This is a genomic window from Streptomyces sediminimaris (genome assembly GCF_047049295.1).
Taxonomy (GTDB): domain Bacteria; phylum Actinomycetota; class Actinomycetes; order Streptomycetales; family Streptomycetaceae; genus Streptomyces; species Streptomyces sediminimaris.
The window spans coordinates 3,742,424-3,764,079 of the sequence record NZ_JBJWOT010000001.1 but is presented as its reverse complement, the minus strand read 5'-3'; the positions used below and the strand labels follow the sequence as shown (position 1 = coordinate 3,764,079).

Annotated in this window: 20 protein-coding genes; 9 read left to right on the top strand and 11 right to left on the bottom strand. The window is 73.8% G+C overall.

What is annotated here, in order from left to right; translation table 11 throughout:
- Positions 1 to 4: 4 nt before the first annotated feature.
- The gene (locus tag ACJ9NR_RS17365) at positions 5 to 1,006 is read right to left on the bottom strand and encodes a GlxA family transcriptional regulator (protein WP_412488472.1); all 1,002 of its coding nucleotides are present in this window, start codon (positions 1,004 to 1,006) and stop codon (positions 5 to 7) included.
- A gap of 71 nt (positions 1,007 to 1,077) precedes the next feature.
- On the opposite strand from ACJ9NR_RS17365, the gene ACJ9NR_RS17360 reads away from it, so the two are divergent.
- Positions 1,078 to 2,409 (top strand): MFS transporter, encoded by a 1,332-nt coding sequence (locus tag ACJ9NR_RS17360; protein WP_412488471.1) that lies wholly within the window; start codon positions 1,078 to 1,080, stop codon positions 2,407 to 2,409.
- On the opposite strand, the gene ACJ9NR_RS17355 is transcribed toward ACJ9NR_RS17360, so the two are convergent.
- The 6 genes from ACJ9NR_RS17355 to ACJ9NR_RS17330 form a co-directional block, all read right to left on the bottom strand.
- On the bottom strand, positions 2,396 to 3,922 hold the full coding sequence (locus tag ACJ9NR_RS17355; RefSeq protein WP_412488470.1) for an AAA family ATPase: 1,527 nt from the start codon (positions 3,920 to 3,922) through the stop codon (positions 2,396 to 2,398). The two genes, ACJ9NR_RS17360 and ACJ9NR_RS17355, sit on opposite strands and share 14 nt — an antisense overlap.
- Positions 3,923 to 4,078: 156 nt before the next feature.
- Positions 4,079 to 4,675: a flavin reductase family protein gene (locus ACJ9NR_RS17350; protein ID WP_412488469.1), complete on the bottom strand. Its 597-nt coding sequence runs from the start codon at positions 4,673 to 4,675 to the stop codon at positions 4,079 to 4,081.
- Positions 4,676 to 4,717: 42 nt separating this feature from the next.
- On the bottom strand, positions 4,718 to 5,518 hold the full coding sequence (locus ACJ9NR_RS17345) for an enoyl-CoA hydratase/isomerase family protein (protein WP_412488468.1): 801 nt from the start codon (positions 5,516 to 5,518) through the stop codon (positions 4,718 to 4,720).
- A complete protein-coding gene (locus ACJ9NR_RS17340; protein ID WP_412488467.1) occupies positions 5,509 to 7,734 on the bottom strand; it encodes an acetate--CoA ligase family protein in 2,226 nt (741 codons plus the stop codon). The genes ACJ9NR_RS17345 and ACJ9NR_RS17340 overlap by 10 nt, the downstream gene beginning before the upstream one ends.
- A gap of 102 nt (positions 7,735 to 7,836) precedes the next feature.
- The gene (locus ACJ9NR_RS17335; RefSeq protein WP_412488466.1) at positions 7,837 to 9,348 is read right to left on the bottom strand and encodes a flavin monoamine oxidase family protein; all 1,512 of its coding nucleotides are present in this window, start codon (positions 9,346 to 9,348) and stop codon (positions 7,837 to 7,839) included.
- 141 nt (positions 9,349 to 9,489) lie between these two features.
- Positions 9,490 to 10,677 (bottom strand): flavin-containing monooxygenase, encoded by a 1,188-nt coding sequence (locus tag ACJ9NR_RS17330; protein WP_412488465.1) that lies wholly within the window; start codon positions 10,675 to 10,677, stop codon positions 9,490 to 9,492.
- 235 nt (positions 10,678 to 10,912) lie between these two features.
- Between ACJ9NR_RS17330 and ACJ9NR_RS17325 the strand changes: the two genes are divergently transcribed.
- The 4 genes from ACJ9NR_RS17325 to ACJ9NR_RS17310 all read left to right on the top strand — a co-directional run bounded on the left by ACJ9NR_RS17325 (position 10,913) and on the right by ACJ9NR_RS17310 (position 13,347).
- The gene (locus tag ACJ9NR_RS17325; protein WP_412488464.1) at positions 10,913 to 11,365 is read left to right on the top strand and encodes a DoxX family protein; all 453 of its coding nucleotides are present in this window, start codon (positions 10,913 to 10,915) and stop codon (positions 11,363 to 11,365) included.
- Positions 11,362 to 11,757 carry a Zn-ribbon domain-containing OB-fold protein gene (locus tag ACJ9NR_RS17320; protein WP_412488463.1) on the top strand — a complete coding sequence of 132 codons (396 nt, stop codon included), beginning with the start codon at positions 11,362 to 11,364 and terminating at the stop codon, positions 11,755 to 11,757. Before ACJ9NR_RS17325 ends, ACJ9NR_RS17320 begins: the two co-directional genes overlap by 4 nt.
- A gap of 49 nt (positions 11,758 to 11,806) precedes the next feature.
- Complete coding sequence (locus ACJ9NR_RS17315; RefSeq protein WP_412488462.1) at positions 11,807 to 12,406, top strand: GNAT family N-acetyltransferase; 600 nt, start codon at positions 11,807 to 11,809, stop codon at positions 12,404 to 12,406.
- An 80-nt stretch (positions 12,407 to 12,486) separates the two neighbouring features.
- Entirely contained in the window at positions 12,487 to 13,347 is an 861-nt protein-coding gene (locus tag ACJ9NR_RS17310; protein ID WP_412488461.1) for a GNAT family N-acetyltransferase, read from the top strand.
- Between the two features lie 22 nt (positions 13,348 to 13,369).
- Here ACJ9NR_RS17310 and ACJ9NR_RS17305 read toward each other — a convergent pair whose 3' ends face one another.
- The 3 genes from ACJ9NR_RS17305 to ACJ9NR_RS17295 all read right to left on the bottom strand — a co-directional run bounded on the left by ACJ9NR_RS17305 (position 13,370) and on the right by ACJ9NR_RS17295 (position 15,728).
- On the bottom strand, positions 13,370 to 14,035 hold the full coding sequence (locus ACJ9NR_RS17305; RefSeq protein WP_412488460.1) for a pyridoxine/pyridoxamine 5'-phosphate oxidase: 666 nt from the start codon (positions 14,033 to 14,035) through the stop codon (positions 13,370 to 13,372).
- Between the two features lie 26 nt (positions 14,036 to 14,061).
- Positions 14,062 to 14,487, bottom strand: coding sequence for a pyridoxamine 5'-phosphate oxidase family protein (locus ACJ9NR_RS17300; protein ID WP_412488459.1), 426 nt, complete (start codon positions 14,485 to 14,487; stop codon positions 14,062 to 14,064).
- Between the two features lie 71 nt (positions 14,488 to 14,558).
- Positions 14,559 to 15,728 carry a thiolase C-terminal domain-containing protein gene (locus ACJ9NR_RS17295; RefSeq protein ID WP_412488458.1) on the bottom strand — a complete coding sequence of 390 codons (1,170 nt, stop codon included), beginning with the start codon at positions 15,726 to 15,728 and terminating at the stop codon, positions 14,559 to 14,561.
- Positions 15,729 to 15,811: 83 nt separating this feature from the next.
- Between ACJ9NR_RS17295 and ACJ9NR_RS17290 the strand changes: the two genes are divergently transcribed.
- Positions 15,812 to 16,996: an acyl-CoA dehydrogenase family protein gene (locus ACJ9NR_RS17290; protein ID WP_412488457.1), complete on the top strand. Its 1,185-nt coding sequence runs from the start codon at positions 15,812 to 15,814 to the stop codon at positions 16,994 to 16,996.
- Positions 16,993 to 17,466 carry a nitroreductase family deazaflavin-dependent oxidoreductase gene (locus ACJ9NR_RS17285; RefSeq protein ID WP_412488456.1) on the top strand — a complete coding sequence of 158 codons (474 nt, stop codon included), beginning with the start codon at positions 16,993 to 16,995 and terminating at the stop codon, positions 17,464 to 17,466. The genes ACJ9NR_RS17290 and ACJ9NR_RS17285 overlap by 4 nt, the downstream gene beginning before the upstream one ends.
- A 136-nt stretch (positions 17,467 to 17,602) precedes the next feature.
- Here the strand turns inward: ACJ9NR_RS17285 and ACJ9NR_RS17280 are convergent, their stop codons facing one another.
- Positions 17,603 to 18,238 (bottom strand): TetR family transcriptional regulator, encoded by a 636-nt coding sequence (locus ACJ9NR_RS17280; RefSeq protein WP_412488859.1) that lies wholly within the window; start codon positions 18,236 to 18,238, stop codon positions 17,603 to 17,605.
- 134 nt (positions 18,239 to 18,372) lie between these two features.
- Between ACJ9NR_RS17280 and kbpA the strand changes: the two genes are divergently transcribed.
- Complete coding sequence (gene kbpA, locus ACJ9NR_RS17275) at positions 18,373 to 19,119, top strand: AfsK-binding protein KbpA (protein ID WP_412488455.1); 747 nt, start codon at positions 18,373 to 18,375, stop codon at positions 19,117 to 19,119.
- 169 nt (positions 19,120 to 19,288) lie between these two features.
- Entirely contained in the window at positions 19,289 to 21,634 is a 2,346-nt protein-coding gene (locus tag ACJ9NR_RS17270; protein WP_412488454.1) for an outer membrane protein assembly factor BamB family protein, read from the top strand.
- Positions 21,635 to 21,656: the final 22 nt, after the last annotated feature.

Genomic DNA, 21,656 nt, shown 5'->3' with positions numbered 1-21,656 from the left:
ACGCTCACGTCCTGACGCCGGTGCCGGTCCGGAAGGTGCGGCGGTAGGCGGTCGGGGTGACGCCCAGCGACGCCTGCAGATGCGCCCGCATCGACTGCGCCGTGCCGAATCCGGCCTGCTGTGCCACCTGGTCCACGGACAGGTCGCTGGACTCCAGCAGGTGCCGGGCCCGCTCCACCCGCTGCCGGGTCAGCCACTGCCCGGGGCTGACGCCGGCCTCCTCGCGGAAGCGGCGGGTGAAGGTGCGTACGGACATCGACTCCCGGGCCGCCATGTCCCGCAGCTGGATCGGTTCGTGGAGGCGCCCCAGGGCCCAGGCGCGGGCGGCGGTCGTCGTGGCCGACCGGGGCTCAGGCACCGGGCGTTCGATGTACTGCGCCTGTCCGCCGTCGCGGTGCGGCGGTACGACGGTGCGGCGGGCGACGTCGTTGGCGACCGCCGTGCCGTGGTCGCGGCGCACCATGTGCAGGCACAGGTCGATGCCGGCCGCGACGCCCGCGGAGGTCAGGACGTCGCCGTCGTCGACGAACAGCACGTCCGGGTCGACGTCGATCTTCGGGAAGAGGCGCTGGAGCTGCTCGGTCTCCGCCCAGTGCGTGGTCGCGGGCCGGCCGTCCAGATAGCCGGCGGCGGCGAGGACGAAGACGCCGGTGCAGATCGAGGCGAGCCGGGTGCCGGGCCGGATGTGGGCGAGGGCGGCGGCCAGCTCGTCGGTGAGGACGCCCTCCTCGAAGACCGGGCCGAGTTCGTACGAGGCGGGGACGACGACGGTGTCGGCGGTGGCCAGCAGCTCCGGGCCGTGCTCGACCGCGATCGAGAAGTCGGCGTCGGTCCGCACCGGTCCCGGCGGCCGGACCGAGCAGGTCATGACCTCGTACAGACGGCGTCCCAGGGCGTCCTTGGGGCGTCCGAAGATGCGGTGCGGGATGCCCAGCTCGAAGGGGAGCAGCCCGTCCATGGCGAGGACGACGACGCGGTGCGGGCGGAAGTCCGTGGCCGTATCCATGGCCCGATCCTATCGGATGCTGTCCTTCGGGCCAGTGGTTGCGTGCGGCACCGGCCTGGATGCTCTATGCCGTGACTCAGACAACCGAGGCCGCAGCGGCCGCACAGGACGTTCCGACCGGGAACGGACCCCGTATCCACCGTGCCTGGTCCGTCGCCGCCGTCGCCTTCGTGACGATCATCGGCGCGGCCGCCTTCCGCTCGCTCCCCGGGCTGCTGATCGACCCGCTGAACCGTGAGTTCGGCTGGTCGCACGGCACGATCGGGGCCGCGGTCTCCGTCAACCTCGCGCTGTACGGCCTCACCGCGCCGTTCGCGGCCGCGCTGATGGACCGCTTCGGCATCCGCAAGGTCGTCGCGGTCGCCCTCACCGTGATCGCGCTCGGCTCCGGCCTGACGGTGTGGATGACGGCGGCCTGGCAGCTGATGCTGTGCTGGGGCCTGCTGGTCGGCCTGGGCAGCGGCTCGATGGCCCTGGCCTTCGCCGCCACCGTCACCAACCGCTGGTTCACCGAGCGCCGGGGCCTGGTGACGGGCGTCCTCACCGCCGCGTCGGCCTCCGGCCAGCTGATCTTCCTCCCCCTGCTGTCGTGGATCGTGGAGAAGCACGACTGGCGTCCGGCGGCCGTCACGGTCGCCCTCGCCGCCCTCGCGGTGGTCCCCTTCGTCTGGCTGCTGCTGCGTGACCACCCGGCGGACGTGGGCCAGAAGCCGTACGGCGCCCGGGAGTTCGTGCCGAAGCCCGCGCCCGCGCGCGGCGCCGCCCGCCGCGCGGTCACCGTCCTGGTGACGGCCTCGCGCACCGGCACCTTCTGGCTGCTCGCCGGGACCTTCGCGATCTGCGGCGCCACCACCAACGGCCTGATCCAGACCCACTTCGTGCCCGCCGCCCACGACCACGGCATGCCCGTCACGGCGGCGGCCTCGCTGCTCGCGGTCATCGGTGTCTTCGACGTGGTGGGCACGGTCGCCTCCGGCTGGTTCACCGACCGTTTCGAACCGCGCCGGCTGCTGGCCGTCTACTACGCCCTGCGCGGCATCTCCCTGCTGTTCCTGCCGATGCTGCTGGCGCCGTCGGTCCACCCGCCCATGCTGTTCTTCATCGTCTTCTACGGCCTGGACTGGGTCGCCACCGTCCCGCCGACCGTCGCCCTGTGCCGTGCGCAGTACGGCGACGACAGCGCCATCGTCTTCGGCTGGGTCCTCGCCGGCCACCAGGTCGGCGCCGCGCTCGTGGCCTTCCTCGCCGGCGTGGCCCGCGACGCCTTCGGCTCCTACGACCTGGTCTGGTACGCCTGCGGCGCCCTGTGCGCGGCGGCGGCGCTGATGTCCCTGGTGATCCGCCGCAGGCCGGTCTCCGCCGTGGGGGAACTCGCTCCGGCGGGCCACGTCAGGAGAGGCTGAACGGCATCGTCCGCCCGTACAACTCATCCAGACCGACCAGAATCACCCCGCTTCGTACCGCCTCGGCTCGCAGGGCCTGGCTGAAACCCGCGGCGCTGAAACACGCCAGTGCGCACTGCGAGGTGTCCATGCCGCGCCCGGTGAGCAGTTCCTGTGCCCGCGCGAGGCGTTCGAGATGGGCGACTCCCATGACCGTGCCCCACTTGGCCTCCCCGAGCAGGGCGACCGACGGACGTTTCCCGCCGGACCCCTGCTCGACCACGGCCACGTCCACCTGAATCTGCCGGCGCTCCCTGGGATCGGTCACGACGCCGCCCCCCACGTCGCCCAGGGAGGTGCTGAGCAGGTTCCGTCCGGGCCCCAGCACGTACTCACGGCACATCGCCTCGAAGTGCGGACCGGCCACCTGTGCGGCGAAGCGCTGGTCCGCCTGAGCCCACACCTCCGAGGCCTGGCCCGCTTCCAGCCGGGCCCAGGCCGGCCGCATGACGGCCTCATAGAAGTTGATCAGAGGCTCGGTGATGCGGTACTGGGATTTCCCCGCCCGGAAGATGTCGGCCTCCCGCACGAGGAGGTGGCTGTCCTCCAGGACGTTGAGCGGGTGCGAGATGTCGACCGACTTCCGGCCGATGTATCCCGCGATGCCTCCCCGCGTGGTGTTGCCCTCCGCCACGGCGGCCAGCACGGAGTGGTACAGCGCCGTGTCCCGGATGTCCGCCTCCTCGGCCAGCAAGTACCGGGCTTCCCGGAACAGGGGGCTGAACGGCGACAGGACCGTACGGCAGATCCAGTCGTCGAAGCCGTCCAGATCGGTCGGGACGTCGTCCGCCAGAAACTGACGGCGGTAAGCAGGCGTACCACCGAGCACCGCATGCAGTCGGGCGGCGAGAGCGGGATCCGCGGCGACCCCCCAGAAGTCCGCCGCCGCCCGGTATCCGAAGGGCCGCACGACCAGTTCGAGCTGCGCCCGGCCTCGCAAGGGCGCACTGCTGGCCAGCAGCCCGCCCATCACGGACATGGCCGAGCCGCACAGCAGCAGGCGCATGCGGCTCTCCTCCACCTGGCCCTGGTCGATCGCGCGCTGGATCAGCGAGGGCAGCTCGGGGGCCGCCTTCACCAGGTACGGAAACTCGTCGATGACCACGAGAAGCGAGGTGTCCGGCAGCGGTCCGCCGCGTGTGGGGGCGCCGGGAGCCGCGAGGCGGAAGAGGTAGGCGACCGCGTCGTCCCAGGTGGCGAAGGAGAAGGGGACGGGGGAACCCGCGTATTCCGCGAGAGCGGCGCTGAACTGGCGGAGCGACTCCGCCTCGGTGGCGTCCGTGGCCCCGAAGTAGAACCCGCCGCACTGTTCGACGAGAGCCCGGAGCAGGTACGTCTTCCCCATGCGCCGTCTTCCGCTGAGGACTCCGAGGGCGGCGTGCGCCATGGGACGGCGGACGAAGGAGCTGAGCGCGTCCCACTCGGCACCTCGGTCGAAGACCCGTGACGGCTTGGCCGGCTTCGGCTGACGCATGACTGCTCCTCCGCGGACGACGTTCTGTCCGCCCCTTAGGACTACACTCCTAAGGAGTGTAGTCCTCAACGCCCAGCCGCTGCGGGATTCACCGGTCGTGAACCCCGGTGCGGTGACCCCGACCGAGGGTGACCGTCCGCGCAGGCGCTTGATCGGCTACCGGAACCGCCCCTTGTGGAAGAGCAGGGGCTCCCCGTCCGTGTCGCCCGTGCCCAGCGCGTCCACCCGCCCCACCACGATCAGATGGTCGCCCCCGGTGTGCACCGCGTGGATCGCGCAGTCGATCCAGGCGAGCGCGCCGGTCAGGCGGGGGGAGCCGGAGGCCGGCGCCGCGTCGTACGGCACGCCCGCGAACTTGTCCGCGCCGCTCACCGCGAAGCCGCGGCACAGCTCGCCCTGCCCGGCGCCGAGCACGTTGACGCAGAAGACGCCCGCGCGGGCGATGCGGGGCCAGGTCGTCGACGTGCGGCCGACCATGAAGGCGACCAGGGGCGGGTCGAGGGAGAGGGAGGAGAAGGACTGGCAGGCGAAGCCGGCGGGAGCGTCCTCGCCGGGCGCCGCGGGGGCGGTGACGACGGTGACGCCCGTCGCGAAGCTGCCGAGGACGCGGCGGAACTCGGCCCGGTCGACCGGGGGGCGCTCGTTCTCGCCGACGCAGCGCAGCTCCGGGCGCGGCAGCGCTTCCACGGGGCCCGGGGCCCCGGCCGACCTGAGGTAGCGGACGGCCGCCGCGGCCGCCCCTGCGTGTCCCATCACGTTCTCCATTGAAGCTGACGGGCCGTCAGATAGGAAGGGTCAGCGGCCCCTGAACTCGGGGCTCGTGCGCTGCGCGAAGCTGCGTACGCCCTCCCGCGCGTCCTCGGTCGTCATGTTGATCTCCTGCGCGGCCGCCTCGGCGGCGAACGCGGTCGCGCGGTCGGTGTCGAGGGAGGCGTTGACGAGCTGCTTGGTGAGGGCGAGGGCCCGGGTGGGCCCGGCGGCGAGGCGTACGGCCCACTCGCGGGCCGTCCTGTCCAGCTCCCCGTCCGGGACGACCCGGTTGACCAGGCCCAGGCGTTCGGCGTCGGCGGCGCCGAGCGCGTCGCCGAAGAACATCAGCTCCTTCGCGCGACGCGGGCCGATCAGACGGGGGAGGAGATAGGCGCCGCCGCCGTCCGGTACCAGCCCGCGCCGTACGAACACCTCGATGAAACGTGCCGATTCCGCGGCCAGTACGAGGTCGCACGCGAGCGCCAGATGTGCGCCGATGCCCGCCGCCGTACCGTTCACCGCCGCGATCACCGGTTTCTCGCAGTCGAGGATGGCGGCGATCAGGCGCTGCGCTCCCGTGCGGATCATGCGCGCGACGTCGCCGGGGACCCGCTCCCCGTCCGCCGCCCCGCCCCGCAGATCGGCCCCCGCGCAGAAGCCCCGCCCCGTCCCGGTGAGGACCACGGCCCGTACGTCCGGGTCGGCCGAGGCGTCCGCGAGCAGGGCGATGACGAGGTCGCGCTGCCCGGGGGTGAGGGCGTTGAGGGATTCCGGCCTGTTGAGCGTGATGTGTGAGACCTGACCGGCCGTCTCGTGCAGCACCCACGTCTCCTCGCTCACCGGCACACCGCCAGCGCGTCCAGCGCCACCGCCCCCTGCCCCTGGGGCAGCACCATCAGCGGGTTGATGTCCAGTTCGGTGAGATCGTCCCCGAGCTCCAGCGCCATCCGCTGCACCCGCAGCACGACCTCGACGAGTGCGTCCAGATCGGCCGGGGGGCGCCCGCGCACCCCGTCGAGCAGGGCCCTGCCGCGCAGGTCGCCGAGCATGTCCCGGGCCTGGTCCTCGCCGAAGGGCGGCACGCGGACGGCGACGTCCCGCAGGACCTCGACGAGCACCCCGCCGAGCCCGACCGTCACCGTCGGCCCGAACAGCTCGTCGTGCGCGACGCCGACGACCATCTCCACGCCCCGCTCGACCATCTGGCAGACCAGGACGCCGTCCAGGCCGACGCCCTCGCAGCGGGCGATGTCCGTCAGCTCGCGGTAGGCGTCCCGGACCTGGCTCGCCGAGGTCAGCCCGGTCTTCACCAGCCCCAGCTCGGTCTTGTGGGCGAGCCGCGCGCCGGAGGCCTTCATCACCACCGGGTAGCCGACCAGGCTCGCGGCACGGACGGCCGCCGCCGCGCTGGTCACCAGCTGCTCGCGCGGGACCCTGATCCCGTACGCCCGCAGGAGCTGCTTCGCCGCGTGCTCGCTGAGCTGCCGGCCCGGGCGCATCAGGGCCTGTGCCTTGCGGAACGACGGCGAGGTGGTGCGGGGCGCCTCGTCGAAGGGCGAGCGGTAGCCGGCGGTGAAGCGGTGGTGGTCGAGGTAGGCCCGGACGGCGGTGATGCAGTTCGCGACGGTACGGAAGGTGGCCACCCGGGAGGAGCCGAGCAGGACCTCGCGGTAGGCGGGCTCGGTGCCGACGGGGGAGCCCCACACCACGCAGACCAGCTTCTCCGTCCGCTCCGCCGCGTCCACCAGGTCCCGTACCAGACGGTCGCTGAGCGGTGGGAAGGGGCCGGTGATCGGGCAGATCAGCACCCCCACCCCGGGGTCGTCGAGGATCGCGTCGATGATCTTCCGGCCGCGGTGGTCGCCGACCGGGTGGCCGCCGTTGTCGACGGGGTTGGCCACGCTCAGGTACTCGGGTATCCACTGGTGCAGTTCGGCCTGCTTGGCCGCGGAGAGCGCCGGGAGCCGCAGGCCCGCCTCCGTCGCCAGGTCGGCGAAGTGGGCGCCGGTGCCGCCGGAGATCGAGTAGACGACGACGCCCTCGGCGCGCGGCGGCCGGGCGCGGGCCAGCAGGGCGGCGGTGTCCTGGAGTTCGTCCAGGCCGTCCACCCGGATCACGCCGAACTGCCGCATCGCCGCGTCCACCACCGTGTCCGCACCGGTCAGCTTGCCCGTGTGGGAGGCGGCGGTGCGGGCGCCGGTCTCGGTACGGCCCACCTTGACGGCCACGACGGGCACCTTGCGCCGGGCCGCCCGGTCGGCGGCGAGCAGGAACGACCGGCCGTCCTTCAGCCCCTCGAGGTAGGCCGCGATGGCGCCGACCTCGGGCCGCTCGGCGAAGTAGGAGATGAAGTCGGCGCTCTCCAGGTCGGCCTCGTTGCCGGTGGGCGCCCAGTGGGAGAGGCGGACGCCGAGTTCCTGGAGGGCGAAGACGGGTCGCCCCTGGTGCCCGGACTGGGTGATCAGCGCGATGGCCGGCCCGTCGAGGTCGTCCCGGAAGCGCTCGAAGGCGTTGAGGTTGGTGTTGGGTCCCAGCAGCCGCATCCCGGACCGGGCCGCGGCGGCGGCGAGCCGCTCCTGCGCGGCGGCGCCCTCGGCGCCGGTCTCGGCGAACCCGGAGGCGAAGACGACCGCGAACTTCGTCTTGGCCTCGGCCAGTTCCCCGATCACGGCGGAGGGGTCGGCGAGCAGCAGGACGGCGAGGTCGACCTGCTCGGGCAGGTCGGCGACCGAGGGGGAGCAGGGGATGCCGAAGACGGACGGTCGGCCGGGGTGCACGGGGTGCAGCCGGGCTCCGACCCGCCCGGCCCAGTCCACCAGCTGACGGGTGATCCCGGTGTTGGGCCGCCCCTCGGCGTCCGAGGCGCCGATCACGGCGACGGACTCGGGGCGGAAGAAGCGGTCGAGGTCGGGTACGTCGGCGTACAGCGGCCGGCCGCCGACGTCGAGGTCGCCGCCGTCCGTGGGCCGGCCGTGGACGGCGGGTCCGGGTTGCTCGCCGCAGGCGATGACCCGGGCCCGGCGGGAGTCGGTGGTGAGGGTGCCGTGGGTTGATCCAAGCATCGGTCCGCCCGCTCCTGTGTGACAGCAAATAACTGACGCTCTGTCAGATTACTGAACTGACGCGCAGTCAGGAACGGGTCGGTCCCGAATGGTTGCGGCCCGCTACAGCGCCGCCAGCACTTCCTTCGCCACCCGCTCGCCCGAGCGCACGGCTCCGTCCATGAATCCGTTCCAGTGCGTGGAGGTCTCGGTGCCCGCCCAGTGGATGCCGCCGCACGGCGTGCGCAGGGCGGCGCCGTACTCCGTGAGCACCCCGGGAGGCGCGTAGGCGACCGGGCCGCCGCGGGAGAAGCCCTCGTTGTCCCAGCGCTGCAGGACGAAGGAGGTGGGCGACTTGGCCCTGTCGCCGAAGTAGGCGGCGTAGTCCGCCAGGACGGCGGCCCTGACCTCGTCGGCGCCCGAGGCGTCGTGGGCCCGCATCTCGTCGGCCTCGATGAAGCCCATCAGGGCGCCGTAGGAGGCGTCCGGCGGGGAGTTGTCGAAGGTCGAGCGGGCCACGCCGGAGTCGCTGACCACCTGGCCGTTGAGGCCGTCGGTCCGCCAGAAGGGGCTGTCGTAGACGGCGATCGCCTTGCCGATGGAGCCCATCGGCAGCCGCTGGCACAGCTGGTCGCGGGCGGCCGGGAGCAGCGGGTCGTAGGAGATGCGGGCCGCCAGCGGCGGCGGTACGGCCACGACGACCTTCTTCGCCGTGACCGTGATGCCGTCGGCGGTCACCGCGTACCGGGCGCCGGACCGCGCGATCGAGCGCACGGGCGCGCCGAGCACCACCCGGTCGCCGAGGGCCGCGGCCAGCTTGATCGGCACCTGCTGGGAGCCGCCGACGAAGCGGGACGCCTGGGCGCCGTTCGCGGTGCCGGTCAGGCGTTCCAGGGTGCCGACGCCGGACTCGTCGCCGGCGGCGGCGATGTAGAAGAGGACGAAGAGCAGGGAGAGCTCGCGCGGCTGGGCCGAGAAGATCGACGTGCAGGCCACGTCCAGCAGGAACCTGGCCGACGGCACGACCGCGTTGGCGTTCAGCCAGCTCTCGAAGGTCTGCCTGTCCCACTCGGCGGCCTTCGGCGCCGTCCAGGGGGCGTCCAGCGGGATCTTCTTGGCCATGTCGTCGAGGGACGCCTGCACGATCGCGGCGTTGGCGAGGCCCGCCGCGTCGATCGGGGGCACCGAGCCGAGGACGCCGTCGGTGGCGTACGGGGTCCGCGTGCCGTCCTTGTAGAGGAGGTTCTTGCCGGCGTTGTAGGTGGCGAAGGTCGCCACGCCGAGCGAGTCGGCGAGCGCCTTGACGCGGTTCTGGGTGGGGCCGACGAACTCGCCGCCGCCCTCGGTGAAACCGCCGCCCGCCAGCGGCAGGTTGACGACGCGCCCGCCGACGCGGTCACGCGCCTCCAGGACGGCCACGGTCCTCCCTCCGGCCACCAGGTCGCGGGCGGCGGTGAGACCGGCGAGGCCGGCGCCGACGACCGCGACGTCCACGGTCCGTGCGGCCGTCGCGGCCGCCGGACCTGCCGCGGTGCCGGTGAGGGCGGCGGCACCGGCCGTGGCGGCGGCGCCGCCGAGCAGTGAACGCCGGGTCAGGGGCCGGGGGTCGTGCTGTCTTTCGCGTGCCACGTGCATCCTCCGTATGGAGAGAGTGCGGAGCCAGAAAGTGAGCAGTGTTCACATTCTGGCCCCGTGAGGCGGCACGCTTCAACGCCCCCGTCACAACTGGCGCATGCGCAACGGGAGCTCGGAGGAGGGGAGTTGAGGGCTGCTACGTCATCCGGGCAGCCGTGAGAGCCGGTCCCCGCCGTGCTTGACGACGCTCCTGGCGATCTTCTCGGCGTCCCGGGCCACCTCGCGGAGCGTGCCGCTGATGGGTGTGGTGAAGCCCGTGAAGAAGAGCCCGGGGGCCTGCGGCGCGGTGCGGGCGCCGTGCGCCACGGGTCTGCCCCTGTCGTCGAGCACGCCGAGGTGGCCCACCAGGCCCTCCAGCGCGCGGGCGTATCCGGTGGCGGCGACGACGGCGTCCGGCGCGACGCGGGAGCCGTCGGCGAGGACGGCCTTGCCGCCCTCGAAGCCGTCGACGGCCGCCACGACCTCGACCTTCCCCCGGCGCACGGCGTCGATCAGGCCCACGTCCTGCACCGGGATCGCGCCCTGCTTGGCCCGCGTGTACAGGCCGGTGTCCGGGCGGGGCAGGCCCTGGGCGGACAGGTCGGGCACGCTCAGCCGGGCCAGCGTGCGCGCCATCCGGTCGACGACGCCGGCCGGCAGCCGCCGTACCAGGACGCCGGTGTACTGGGCGGCCCACCCGGCGGTGGAGCGCCGCACGATGTGCGGAACCGTCCGCACCGACAGCCGTACCCGGGAGGCGCCGCCCTCCACCAGGTCCACGGCGATCTCGGCGCCGGTGTTGCCGGCGCCGACGACCAGGACGTCGCGCCCGGCGTAGGGCGCGGGATCGCGGTAGTCCCCGGCGTGCACGAAGTCGCCCTTGTAGGTGTCGCGCCCGGCCCACCGGGGGACGTACGGCGTGTGGTTGTACCCGGTGGCCACGACCACGGCGGCGCCGGTCAGCTCCCGTCCGCCGGTGGCGCGCAGCAGCCAGCCGGTGCCGTCGGGGGAGCGCTCGACGCGGGAGACCTCGACGCCGGTGACGATCTCCAGCGCGTGGGCCTCGGCGTACTTCTCCAGGTACCGCACCACGTCGTCACGGGCCACCCAGCGCCCGAACCGGCGCGGTATCGGCAGTCCCGGGAGGGCGGACAGGCGCCGGGTGGTGTGCAGGCGGAGCCGGTCGTAGTGCCGCCGCCAGGACGCGCCCACGCGGTCGGACTTCTCCAGGACGACGGCGCGTATGCCCCGGGCCCGCAGCGTGTACGCGACGGAGAGTCCTGCGGGACCGCCGCCGATGATGTAGACGGGGCGGTCCGTGGGGGTTGGGGACGATATGGAGTCGGCCATGAGCGCGAGCGTAATCGCGCAGCAGGTTGATGGGTCTCGGTCAAGACCGGAATTGGTTCCGGATTGATCACGGAAGTAGGAGAAGCGGGTGGGGCTTGTGGCGTAGGCCACCTCGTTGTGGTCATTCCGCGTACGGGCGCGCCCGCGCGCGGCGCGACGGCCGGCGGGGACCGCACGGCCGCGCGGGTGGCGCGCGGGGTTCCGGGATCAAAAGATCTGACGTACCGTCAGATTCATGGACTCGATCTGGCTCAGTGGCGCCGAGTGGCTGGCCGTGCTGCGCATCGGCCTCGGGTTGTGGTGGCTGGAGAGCTGGCGGCACAAGGACAGGAAGGCCTGGTTCGAGCGCGGGACGGGCATCGCGTGGGCGGCGTCGATCGCGGCGAGGCACCGCTGGAACGCCGTACGGTCCGGCTTCGAGGTGATGGTGGCGCCGCGGCCGCGGACGATGGCGTACGTGGTGGTCTACGCGGAGCTGGCGATCGGCCTGGGGCTGGTGGCCGGGTTCCTGACGCCCGTCGCGCTGGCCGGCGGGCTGCTCCTGAACGTCCTCTACTTCACGCTCATGATCCACGAGGTGGCGGAGCAGGGCCAGAACTCGATGATGGCCCTGATGTCACTGGTCGGGCTGTTCGCGATGGCCTGGCAGACCTGGTCGCTGGACAGCGCACTGGGGCTGTTCGGATGAGCGGTCCGCGGTTCGACGTGCCGGAGGCCGACGCCTTCACACGGACGTACTGGGACGCGGCGGCCGAGGGCCGGCTGCTGATCCGCCGGTGCGGGGCGTGCGGGCGGGCGCACCACTACCCGCGGGAGTTCTGCCCCTGCTGCTGGAGCGAGGACGTCCGCTGGGAGCGGGCGAGCGGCCGGGCCGTGCTCTACACCTGGTCCGTCGTGCACCGCAACGACCTGCCGCCCTTCGGGGAGCGGACACCGTACGTCGCCGCCGTCGTCGACCTCGAGGAGGGGCCGCGGATGATGACGGAGGTCGTGGAGCCGGGGGCCGGCGGGCTGCGGGCGGGGATGGAGCTGGAGGTCGCGTTCCGGGAGGGCACGCCGGTCTTCCGTCCGCGCGGCTGACGCGGGGAATGCGGGTGCGCGCACGGGCCGCAGGCGTTTGAATGGGCCGGTGGCCTCCACCGACGAGCACCTCACCGCCCCCCTGCCCGAGCTGCACGGACCCGGCATCCGCCTGCGCGGGTGGGACGCGGAGTCCGACGCCGACGTCGAGGCCTGGCTGCGCGGGACCACCGACCCGGAGTTCCGGCGCTGGAACACCCCGCTCAAGCCGGTCACCGACGCCGGCGGCGCACGGGAGTCGCTGCGGGCGAAGGTGCGGCTGACGCAGGAGGGCAGCGCGGCCTCGTACTGCGTCGTCGACGACCGGAGCGGGGCGGTGCTGGGGCACGTCGGTGTCAACGTCATCGACACCGTTCTGAGCGTCGCCCGCGTCGGCTACTGGGTGCTGCCGGAGGCGCGGGGCCGCGGCCTCGCGGCCCGCGCCCTCGCCGTGGCCTCCCGCTGGGCCCTGACCGACCTGGGACTGCACCGGCTCGAACTCGGCCACGCCCTCGGCCACGAGGTCTCCTGCCGGGTCGCCGAGCGGTGCGGGTACCGCTACGAGGGAACCCTGCGCGGCGCGATGTTCGAGGCCGGACGGTACGACACCTTCCGGGACGTCCACCTGCACGGGCGGCTGGCGACGGATCCGGAGCCGGAGATCCCGTAGCGGCTCCGGGACGGGAGGGCGGCTCCGGCCGCGCTCCGAAATACGCAGGCGCCCGGGGCCGGCGCGCGGGATCATGAGGCATGCGGCCCGACGACTGGCACCTCATCGACGACCTGCCCGAATTCCTCGCTCGCGCAGGGCGGTTCCTCCGCTCCCGGCCCGCCCTGCACACCGTCCCGCTGACCGTGACCGAGGCGCTGCGCACGCGCGGACCGGCCGCGTACGGCGACCAGCCGCCCTGGTTCGGCGTGCTGGAGCACGCGGGCACGGTCCGGGCGGCCTACTTCCGCACCCCTCCCTACCGGCTGCAGGTCACGCCCCTCACGCCCGAGGAGGCCGACTCGCTCGCCGCCCACCTGGCGGGCACGGGCCGGCCGCTGCCGGGCGTCTGCGGCGAGGCCGCCACGGCCGCCGCGCTGGCCCGAGCCTGGCAGCGGCGGACGGGCGGGACGGCGAGGCCGCACGAGCGCCAGCGGCTCTACCGGCTGGGCACGCTGACGGTTCCGCAGCCGTGGCCGTCCGGCCGGGCGAGGGTGGCCGGGAAGCGCGACAAGCGGCAACTGGTGCGCTGGTACCGCGAGTTCGCGGAAGCCGTCGGCGAGGGCGCGGCCCCGCGCGCGGAGAGCTGGGCCGACGCGCGCATCGCCGCCGGCGGGCTCACGCTCTGGGAGGACGCCGACGGCAGCCCGCTCTCCATGGCCGGCATCACGCCGATGGTCGCCGGGCAGATCCGCGTGGCCCCCGTCTACACGCCGGCCCCGCTGCGCGGCCGCGGCTACGCCGGAGCGGTCACGGCCGAGGTCAGCCGGGCCGCGCGGGCGGCCGGAGCGGACGAGGTGCTGCTCTTCACCGACCTCGCCAACCCGACCAGCAACGCGCTCTACCAGCGGATCGGCTACCGGCCGGTGGCGGACTTCGCGGTGTACGACTTCACCGCGTGAGCCCCGCGGGCCCCGCGGCGCGCTACGGCCACAGCAGCTCCCGCCGCCAGCCCTCCCGCACGCGGCGGTAGTTCAGCCGCACGTGCCGCCGGCGTTCCTCGCCCTGGAAGAACTCCACCGTGTCCGGGGCCAGGCGGTAGAGGGTCCAGGTCGGGGCCGGTGCGTCCGGTTCCCGCCGGGCCCGTTCCCAGGCCGACCGCGACGCCCGCGCGAGCTCCTCCGGCGAATCCAGGACCTCGCTCTGGCGGCCGGTCAGCGCGGCGGCCAGGGCGCCGGTGGAGCGGGCGTGCAGATCGCCCTGGGACTCCCGCGCGGGTGCCGCGGTGACGGGGCCGCGGACGCGGACCTGGCGGCCCAGCACCGGCCAGTAGAAGGCCAGGGCGGCATGGGGGCGGGCCGCCAGCTGGCCGCCCTTGTGGCTGGTCGCGTGGGTGGCGAACGACCAGCCGTCGTCGTCCGCGCCGTGCAGCATCACGATCCGCACGTCCGGCAGGCCCGCCGCGTCCGACGTGGCCAGCGACATCGTGTGCGGTTCCGGCTGCCCGGCCGCCACCGCCTCCGCGAACCAGGTGGTGAACAGGGGCAGCGGGGCGGCGGGGGCGGCCGCCGGGTCGAAGGACGGCAGCGTCGTCACCTCCGGGTCCCAGACCCGAAGCGACCTCAGCAGTTCGTGCAGATCCGTTCGCATGCCCCGATTGTCACGCGCGGCGCGGCTCAGACCGTGCCGAGGTCCGACGACACCCAGCGCTCGGGCCGCATCCGCACGACGACCTGCTCGCCGTGGTTCTTCCACGCGAAGTCCACGTACCCGTCGACCTTCCCGGCGGGGAGGTAGCGTGCGGACAGCTCCCGCAGCTGCTCCACGGTGGCGGGCTCGGTCGCCGTCACCGGGCCCTCCACGGAGACGTACCGGATCGTCGGCTCCAGCCGGTCGACCATGAGGCAGAACCGGCCCGCGGCGCTGATCAGCTCGTTCTTGCGGGACTCCCGGCCCGTCATGATCCACACGCCGCCGCCCGGCTCGTACTGGTACCAGATCGGCACGGTGAGCGGGGCGCGTCCGTCCCCCGCGGCCACCGCCAGGGCGGCGACGTGCGGTTCGGCGAGAAACGCCTCGCGTTCTTCGCGGTTCAGGGCCATGTCGGTTCCCTCCTGTCCTTCGTGCGCCAACGGTGTGCGCAGTACGTCTACCCGGAGGCCGGCCTGCTGCCTCACCGCCCCAGCACCACCGTCCCCGAGGAGCAGAACCAGCCGCCGGTGCCGGACGCCACGCCCAGCCGCGGCAGCGCCCCGTCGCGCGCCCGCACCTGCCGCGCCCCGGCCTCCCCCCGCAGTTGCCGCACCGCCTCCACCAGCAGGAACAGGCCCCGCATCCCGGGGTGCTGGGCCGAAAGGCCGCCCCCGTCCGTGTTCACCGGCAGCTCCCCGCCCCCGACCCGGAGCCGGCCCTTCTCCACGAACGCCCCGCCCTCCCCCTTCGCGCAGAACCCCAGGTCCTCCAGCGTCACCAGCGTCATGTAGGTGAAGGCGTCGTAGATCTGCGCGAAGTCCATCTCCCCGGGCCGCACGCCCGCCCGCTCGAACGCCAGCCGTCCGCTCACCGCCGCCGGGGACACCGTGAAGTCCGGCCACTCGGACATCGCGGCGTGCGAGACGTGCTCCCCGGTGCCGAGCACCCAGACCGGGGCGGTACGGCAGTCCCGTACGTACTCCTCGGCCGCGAGCAGCACCGCCGCCCCGCCGTCGGAGCGGATGCAGCAGTGCAGCCGGGTGAAGGGGTCCGCGATCATCGGGCCGGACAGCACGTCCTCGACCGTGACCGGGTCGCGGAACACGGCGTCCGGGTTGAGGGCGGCGTTCGCCCGCGCCTGCACCGCGACCTCGGCCAGCTGCTCGATCGTCGTGCCGTGTTCGATCATGTGGCGGCGGGCCGCCATGGCGTACTTGGCGATCAGCGTGTGACCGTAGGGCACCTCGAACTGCAGCGGGCCGCGGGCGCCGAAGGACAGGGTCCCGGTGCGCCGGCCCGCCTTGACGTCCGCGCGGGCCGTGGAGCCGTAGACCAGGAGCACGGCGTTCGCGTGCCCGGCCGCTATCGCGTCCGCCGCGTGCGCCGCCATGACCTCCCAGGTGGAGCCGCCCACGGAGGTGGAGTCGACCCAGGTGGGGCGCAGGCCCAGGTACTCGGCCACCTCCACGGGCGCCAGCGTGCCGAGCCCGGCGGAGGCGAGGCCGTCCACCGCCTCCCGGCCGAGCCCCGCGTCGGCCAGCGCCCGGCGGGCCGCCTGGGCGTGCAGGGTGTACGGCGTCGCCCCGTCCACCCGGCCGCAGTCGGCGAGGGCCACCCCCACCACGGCGACGTTCCGGCTCCCGCGAGTCATGAGCGGCCTCCTGCCCCTGGGCATATCGCTTCGGCCCTCCTAATATGACGGACCGTCAGATCCGTAGGGAAGAGGGGAAGGCCATGGACGCCGGCTTCACCGCGGAGCAGGACGAGATCCGCCGTACCCTGCGCGAACTGCTCGACAGGCGCTGCGGACCCGAGCGGCTGCGCGCCGCCCTCGACACCCCGGCCGGACACGACCCGGCGCTGTGGGCGGCCCTCGCCGACCGGCTCGGCCTGCCCGGACTCGCCCTCCCGGAGGCGTACGGGGGCGTCGGCTGCTCGGTGACCGAACTCGCCCTGGCGGCGGAGGAGACGGGCCGTGCGCTCGCGCCCTCGCCCTTCCTCGCCACCGCGGCCCTCGCCGCGCCCCTGATCCGTGCCCTCGGCACCGCGGCCCAGCGCGCCGAGCTGCTGCCCCGGCTGGCCTCGGGGACCCTCACCGCCGCGCTCGCGGTCCCCGGCACCGCCCTCGCCACCGCCCTCGCCCTGACCGGTGACAACGGCGGGGAGTGGGCCGGCGGCGGCCGGGCCGGCGGCGTGCAGGCCCGGCGTGCGGGGCAGGGGTGGCGGCTGTACGGGCAGGCCGAGCAGGTGCTCGACGGGCACAGCGCGGGCCTGCTGCTGGTCGCCGCGCACACCGGGGGCTTCGCCCGGTCCCGCACCCTGCTCTTCCTCGTGCCGGGGGACGCGGCGGCACTCGTGCGGACACGGCAGACGGCGCTGGACGCCACCCGGTCCCAGGGGCGTCTGCAACTGCGGGACACCGAGGCCGAGTTGCTGGGGGAGGACGGCGCCGACGTGCTCGGGGCGCTGGCCCGCGCCGGGGACACGGCCGCCGCGGTCCTCGCCTGCGAGGCCGTCGGGGCCGCCGACCGGGCGCTGCAGCGGACCGTGGAGTACGTGCGGCAGCGGGAGCAGTTCGGGCGGCCGATCGGATCCTTCCAGGCGGTCAAGCACCGGCTGGCCGACGTGTACGTGCAGGCGCAGGCGGCGCGGTCGGCCGCCTACTACGCGGCCTGGGCCACCGCCCGCGGGGAGCGGGTGGGCGGGCTCGCCCTCGCGCAGGCGCTCGAGGCGCTGCGCACCGCGGCGGCCGAGGGGATCCAGTTGCACGGCGGCATCGGGTTCACCTGGGAGCACGAGGCCCACCTGTACTTCAAGCGGGCCGCGGGCGACGACCTGCTGTTCGGGCCGGTGCACCGGCTGCGGGCGCACGCCGCGGACACCGCGCGGCTCTTCGCCGGCCGGGAGGTGGCGGTGTGATCGGCGAGCGCGCGGTGCGCCGGATGGCGACCACTCGGGGCTTCCTCAAGCTGGCCCCGCACGTGGTCCCGGCGGTGGACCGCGCGGTCCACCGCCTCACCCGCGGCAGGGTGCTGCTCAGCGCGCTGATGCTGCCGGGCGCGATCCTGACCTCGACCGGGGCGCGGAGCGGACTGCCGCGGCACACCCCCCTCGCGTGCCTGCCCGAGGAGGACGGCGGCTGGCTCGTGGTGGGGTCCAACTACGGCCGCAGGGAGCACCCGGCCTGGACCGGCAACCTGCTCGCCCACCCCGACGCCGAGATCAGCTTCAAGGGTGCCGACATCCCCGTCCGCGCCCGGCTGCTGGCGGGTGCGGAGCGGGCGGTCGCCTGGGAGAGGCTGCTCGTCCTCTGGCCGCCGTACGCGGTCTACCAGGAGCGGGTGGACCGGGAACTGCGCGTCTTCCGGCTCACGCGGCGGCCGTCGTAGCGGCGGACAGCACGACAGGCGGCGCTCCACGGACGTGCCGTGGACCACCGCCTGCCAGACAGGACTTGGGGCCTGGATACGGGAAGAAGAGATAAGGCCGGAAGGGACGACGGGACAACGCTATCGGGTCACGCCGTCATCTCGTCGGCTTCTTGCCGGTCACGCCCAGATGGACCAACAGCGCGAGGTTCGGCCTGAGTTCGGCCTGCTTGACGCCCCACGTCTGGAAGCCCTTCTGGTGCGAGGCGACGGCCGCGAGCATCGCGACCAGCGAACCGGCCACCGCGGCCGGGTTCACGTCCTTGTCGACGCGGCCCCTGGACTGGAGTTCGGCGACCGAATCCGCGAGGGAGTTGTTCACGGAGTTCAGGATCTTCATGCGGATCTTGTAGAACCGTTTGTCGCCCTCGGCCGCGCCGAGGTCGACCACCCGCAGGATCGCGTCGTTCCTGCGCCAGAACTCCAGGAAGCCGTCCACGAGTTCCTGCGCGGTCTGCCAGCCGGCCTTGCCGACCCAGGACCGGCCCTCGAGCAGTTCGGTCAACCCGGCGCCCTCGGTGGCCATTTGCTCGGCGATCTCCAGGACGGCGCCCTCGACGTCCGGGAAGTACTGGTAGAAGGTCGCGGGCGAAGTGCCCGCCTTCCGGGCGACATCGATGACTTTGACGTCCCGGTAGGGTGAGGAGCTGAGCATCTCGCTGAGGCAGTCGAGCAGCTTCTGCCGGGTCGCCTGCCCACGCCGGCCGGCCACACGGCCGTCGACGGTACGCACTTGTCCTGTCATGTCGTCAGCTTACCGAGGGGTGATCGGAGCGCGATTCGGCCGACTGCAAATGGGGTGCATGAGTACGCGGAGGCGGGTGTGCCTGGTCTGCGCGTCGCGTGCGGCACGGCTACTTTGGCGCTATGGCCGAAAACAGGGCAGCCGCGTACACAGAGGGCGTTCCGTGCTGGGTGGACGCCCAGCTCCCCGACGTGGAGGCGGGCAGGCGGTTCTACGGTGAGCTCTTCGGATGGACCTTCGAGGACCGGCCCGAGGTGCCCGGCTCCTGCTGGGCCCGGCGCGAGGGCGAGGCGGTGGCCGGGCTCGCGCGCAAGACGGACGGGCGGCTGCCGACCGTGTGGACGGTGTACTTCGCCACACCGGACGCCGAGGGGCTGGCCGACCGGATCCACGCCGCCGGCGGGCAGGTCGTGACGGCGCCCGTGCCGCTCGCGGAGCTGGGCACGGCGGCGCTGGTCACCGACCCGGAGGGCGCCGTCTTCGGCCTCTGGGAGCCCGGCGGCCACCAGGGCTTCGGCAGGCGGCACGAGACCGGCGCCTTCGCCTGGGTGGAGCTCTACGCCCGTGACACCGAGGCCGCCAACGCCTTCTACGGCGAGCTCTTCCACGAGGCCCTGTTCGGGCCGGACGCCGAGCCCGACTTCGGCCGGGCGCCCCTCTCGGACGTCTTCCCCGCCGAGATGCCGCCGCACTTCCTGGTCCACTTCGGCGCCGACGACTGCGAGGCCGTCCTCGCCACGGTGAGCCGTCTCGGTGGACGGACCCAGGTGCCACCATTCGAGACGTCGTACGGAAGGGTGGCCGTCGTCACCGACAATCAGGGGGCGTCGTTCGCCGTACTGGAACGGCGGGGGCAGACCGAGCGGTGAAACGTACCGCTCTGGGGTGAGACATCCCGATTCCACCCCGGGTTCGCAACCAGCGCCCCGGACAGGAAGAATCGGGGTGCGTGCCGCCATGGCGGTGCGGTGGTGAGACGCTGCACGGGGTCGCGTGCAAAGGTGGGCGGCGCGGCCCGTACGGGGAGGTGGCAGGCAAGTGGTGGATCAGCTGACGCAGCACGATCCGCGGCGTATCGGACCGTTCGAGGTGCTGGGACGGCTCGGTGCCGGCGGCATGGGGCTGGTCTATCTCGCGCGCTCGGCGTCCGGCCGGCGGGTGGCGATCAAGACCGTCCGCACGGAGCTCGCCGAGGACCAGCTGTTCCGCGTCCGCTTCTCGCGCGAGGTCGAGGCCGCCCGCGCGGTCTCCGGCTTCTACACGGCGGCCGTGGTCGACGCCGACGCCCGTGCCGCCGTGCCGTGGCTGGCCACCGCCTACGTCCCCGCGCCCTCCCTCGAGGAGATAGTGAACGACTGCGGGCCGCTGCCGGCCCAGGCGGTGCGCTGGCTGGCGGCCGGGGTGGCCGAGGCGCTGCAGTCGATCCACGGTGCCGGCCTGGTGCACCGGGACCTGAAGCCGTCGAACGTGCTCGTCGTGGAGGACGGCCCCCGGGTCATCGACTTCGGTATCGCCTCCGGCGTCTCGAACACACGTCTGACGATGACGAACGTGGCGGTGGGCACGCCCGCCTACATGTCGCCGGAGCAGGCCAAGGACTCGCGCAGCGTGACCGGCGCGAGCGACGTCTTCTCGCTCGGCTCGATGCTCGTCTTCGCCGCCACCGGGCATCCGCCCTTCCACGGCGCCAATCCGGTCGAGACGGTCTTCATGCTGCTCAGGGAGGGCCCGGACCTGGAGGGCCTGCCGGAGGAGCTGCGCCCGCTGATCGAGTCCTGCATGCAGATGGAGGCCACGGCCCGCCCCAACCCGGCCGACCTCCAGGCCCAGCTGGCCCCCCACCTCTTCGGCTCGGGCTCCGACGACAGCGGTACGGCGTCGGCCTGGCTGCCGGAGAAGGCGGTCGCCCTCATCGAGGGGCGGCGCAACGGGCGCCCGGCGGCCCGGCCCGGCACCCAGGCCGGCGGCCGCGGCGAGGCCGGCGCGCGGCCCGGCCCCGTGCCGCCGCTGCCCCCGCACGACCCCGTGGTGCCGGGCCCCGTCGGCACCCCCGACACCGGCCCGGTCCGGCTGGCCGGCGCCCAGGTGCCCATCGGGCCCGGACCCCGGGTCTCCGACGTGCGGGCCGCCGCCGTGCAGGCGCCCCCTCCCGAGGCGGCGCTGGCGGGCTCCTGGTCCAAGCCGCGCCCCGGCGTCAACGGCGCCGACCCGGTCGTGCCGGCGGCGCCGCCGGCCGCGCCGCCCGAGACCCCGGCGGGCTGGCGCCCCTGGCGCTTCCGCATGTCGAACGACGTCTGGGGCACCCCCTCGGTCGCCGGCGACCTGGTCTACGTCACCTCCTTCGAGGTGCACGCCCTGGACGTGGCCACCGGCCGGCGGCGCTTCAAGACGCGGGACGTGGCCTGGTCGATGGCGATCTCGGACGGGCGGATCCACGCCTCCGACGGGCCCACGCTGTTCGCCCTGGACTGCCGCGAGGGCGCGGACCTGTGGCGGCTGTCCACCGACGCCTGGGTCTACTCCCTCCAGGCCGACCGGGGCACGGTCGTCACCGGCACGCGGGGCGGCGGCGTGCAGGCCTGGGAGGCCTCGAACGGGCAGCGGCTGTGGGAGCTCACCGGCGCCCAGACCGACTTCGAGTCACCCGAGTCCGGGCCCGCCGTCCACGACGGCACGGTCCACGTCTGGCAGGACGCGCGGCTGCGCGCCCTGGACGCCCGTACCGGCGAGGAGCGCTGGTCGTACCCGATCGGCGACGCGGCCTCCTGCGGCGGGGTGCCGCTGCGGCTGACCCACGCGCCGGACGGCCATGTCTACGTCTGCGCGGGCAGCCGGGTGGTGGCGATCGACGTGGCGAGCGGCCGCGTGCGCTGGCACTTCGAGGCCCCGGCGGTCTTCCTCAGCCCGCCCGCCTTCGTGCCGGGCCCCGCGGTGACCGGCGGTGGCGTCTACCTCGCCGACTACCTCGGCACGGTCTACGCCCTCGACGCCGCCGACGGCCGCGACCGCTGGCGTATCGCCACCGAGTCCCGGGCGTCGACCGAGCCGGTCCTGGTGGCGGCGGGCCACGTCCACGTGGGCAGCGGCAAGGGGCTGTACACCCTGGACGCGGTCACCGGCACGCCCAAGTGGCGCTTTCAGTCGGGCGGCGACATCGTGGGCGCCCCGGCGGTGGCCGAGGGCCGTATCCACTTCGGCTCGACCGACCACCTGCTGTACACGCTCAAGGCCGACGACGGGCGGTTGCGCTGGAAGCTCGCGACCGGCGGCGAGATCACCGGCTCGCCGGTGGTCAGGGACGGCGTCGTGTACGCGTGCAGCAAGGACCGCTGCGTGTACGCGCTGGACGCGGAGAAGGGCACCGGGACCGCCCGCACCGCGTAGGGAGTCGGGTGACGGCCGTCGA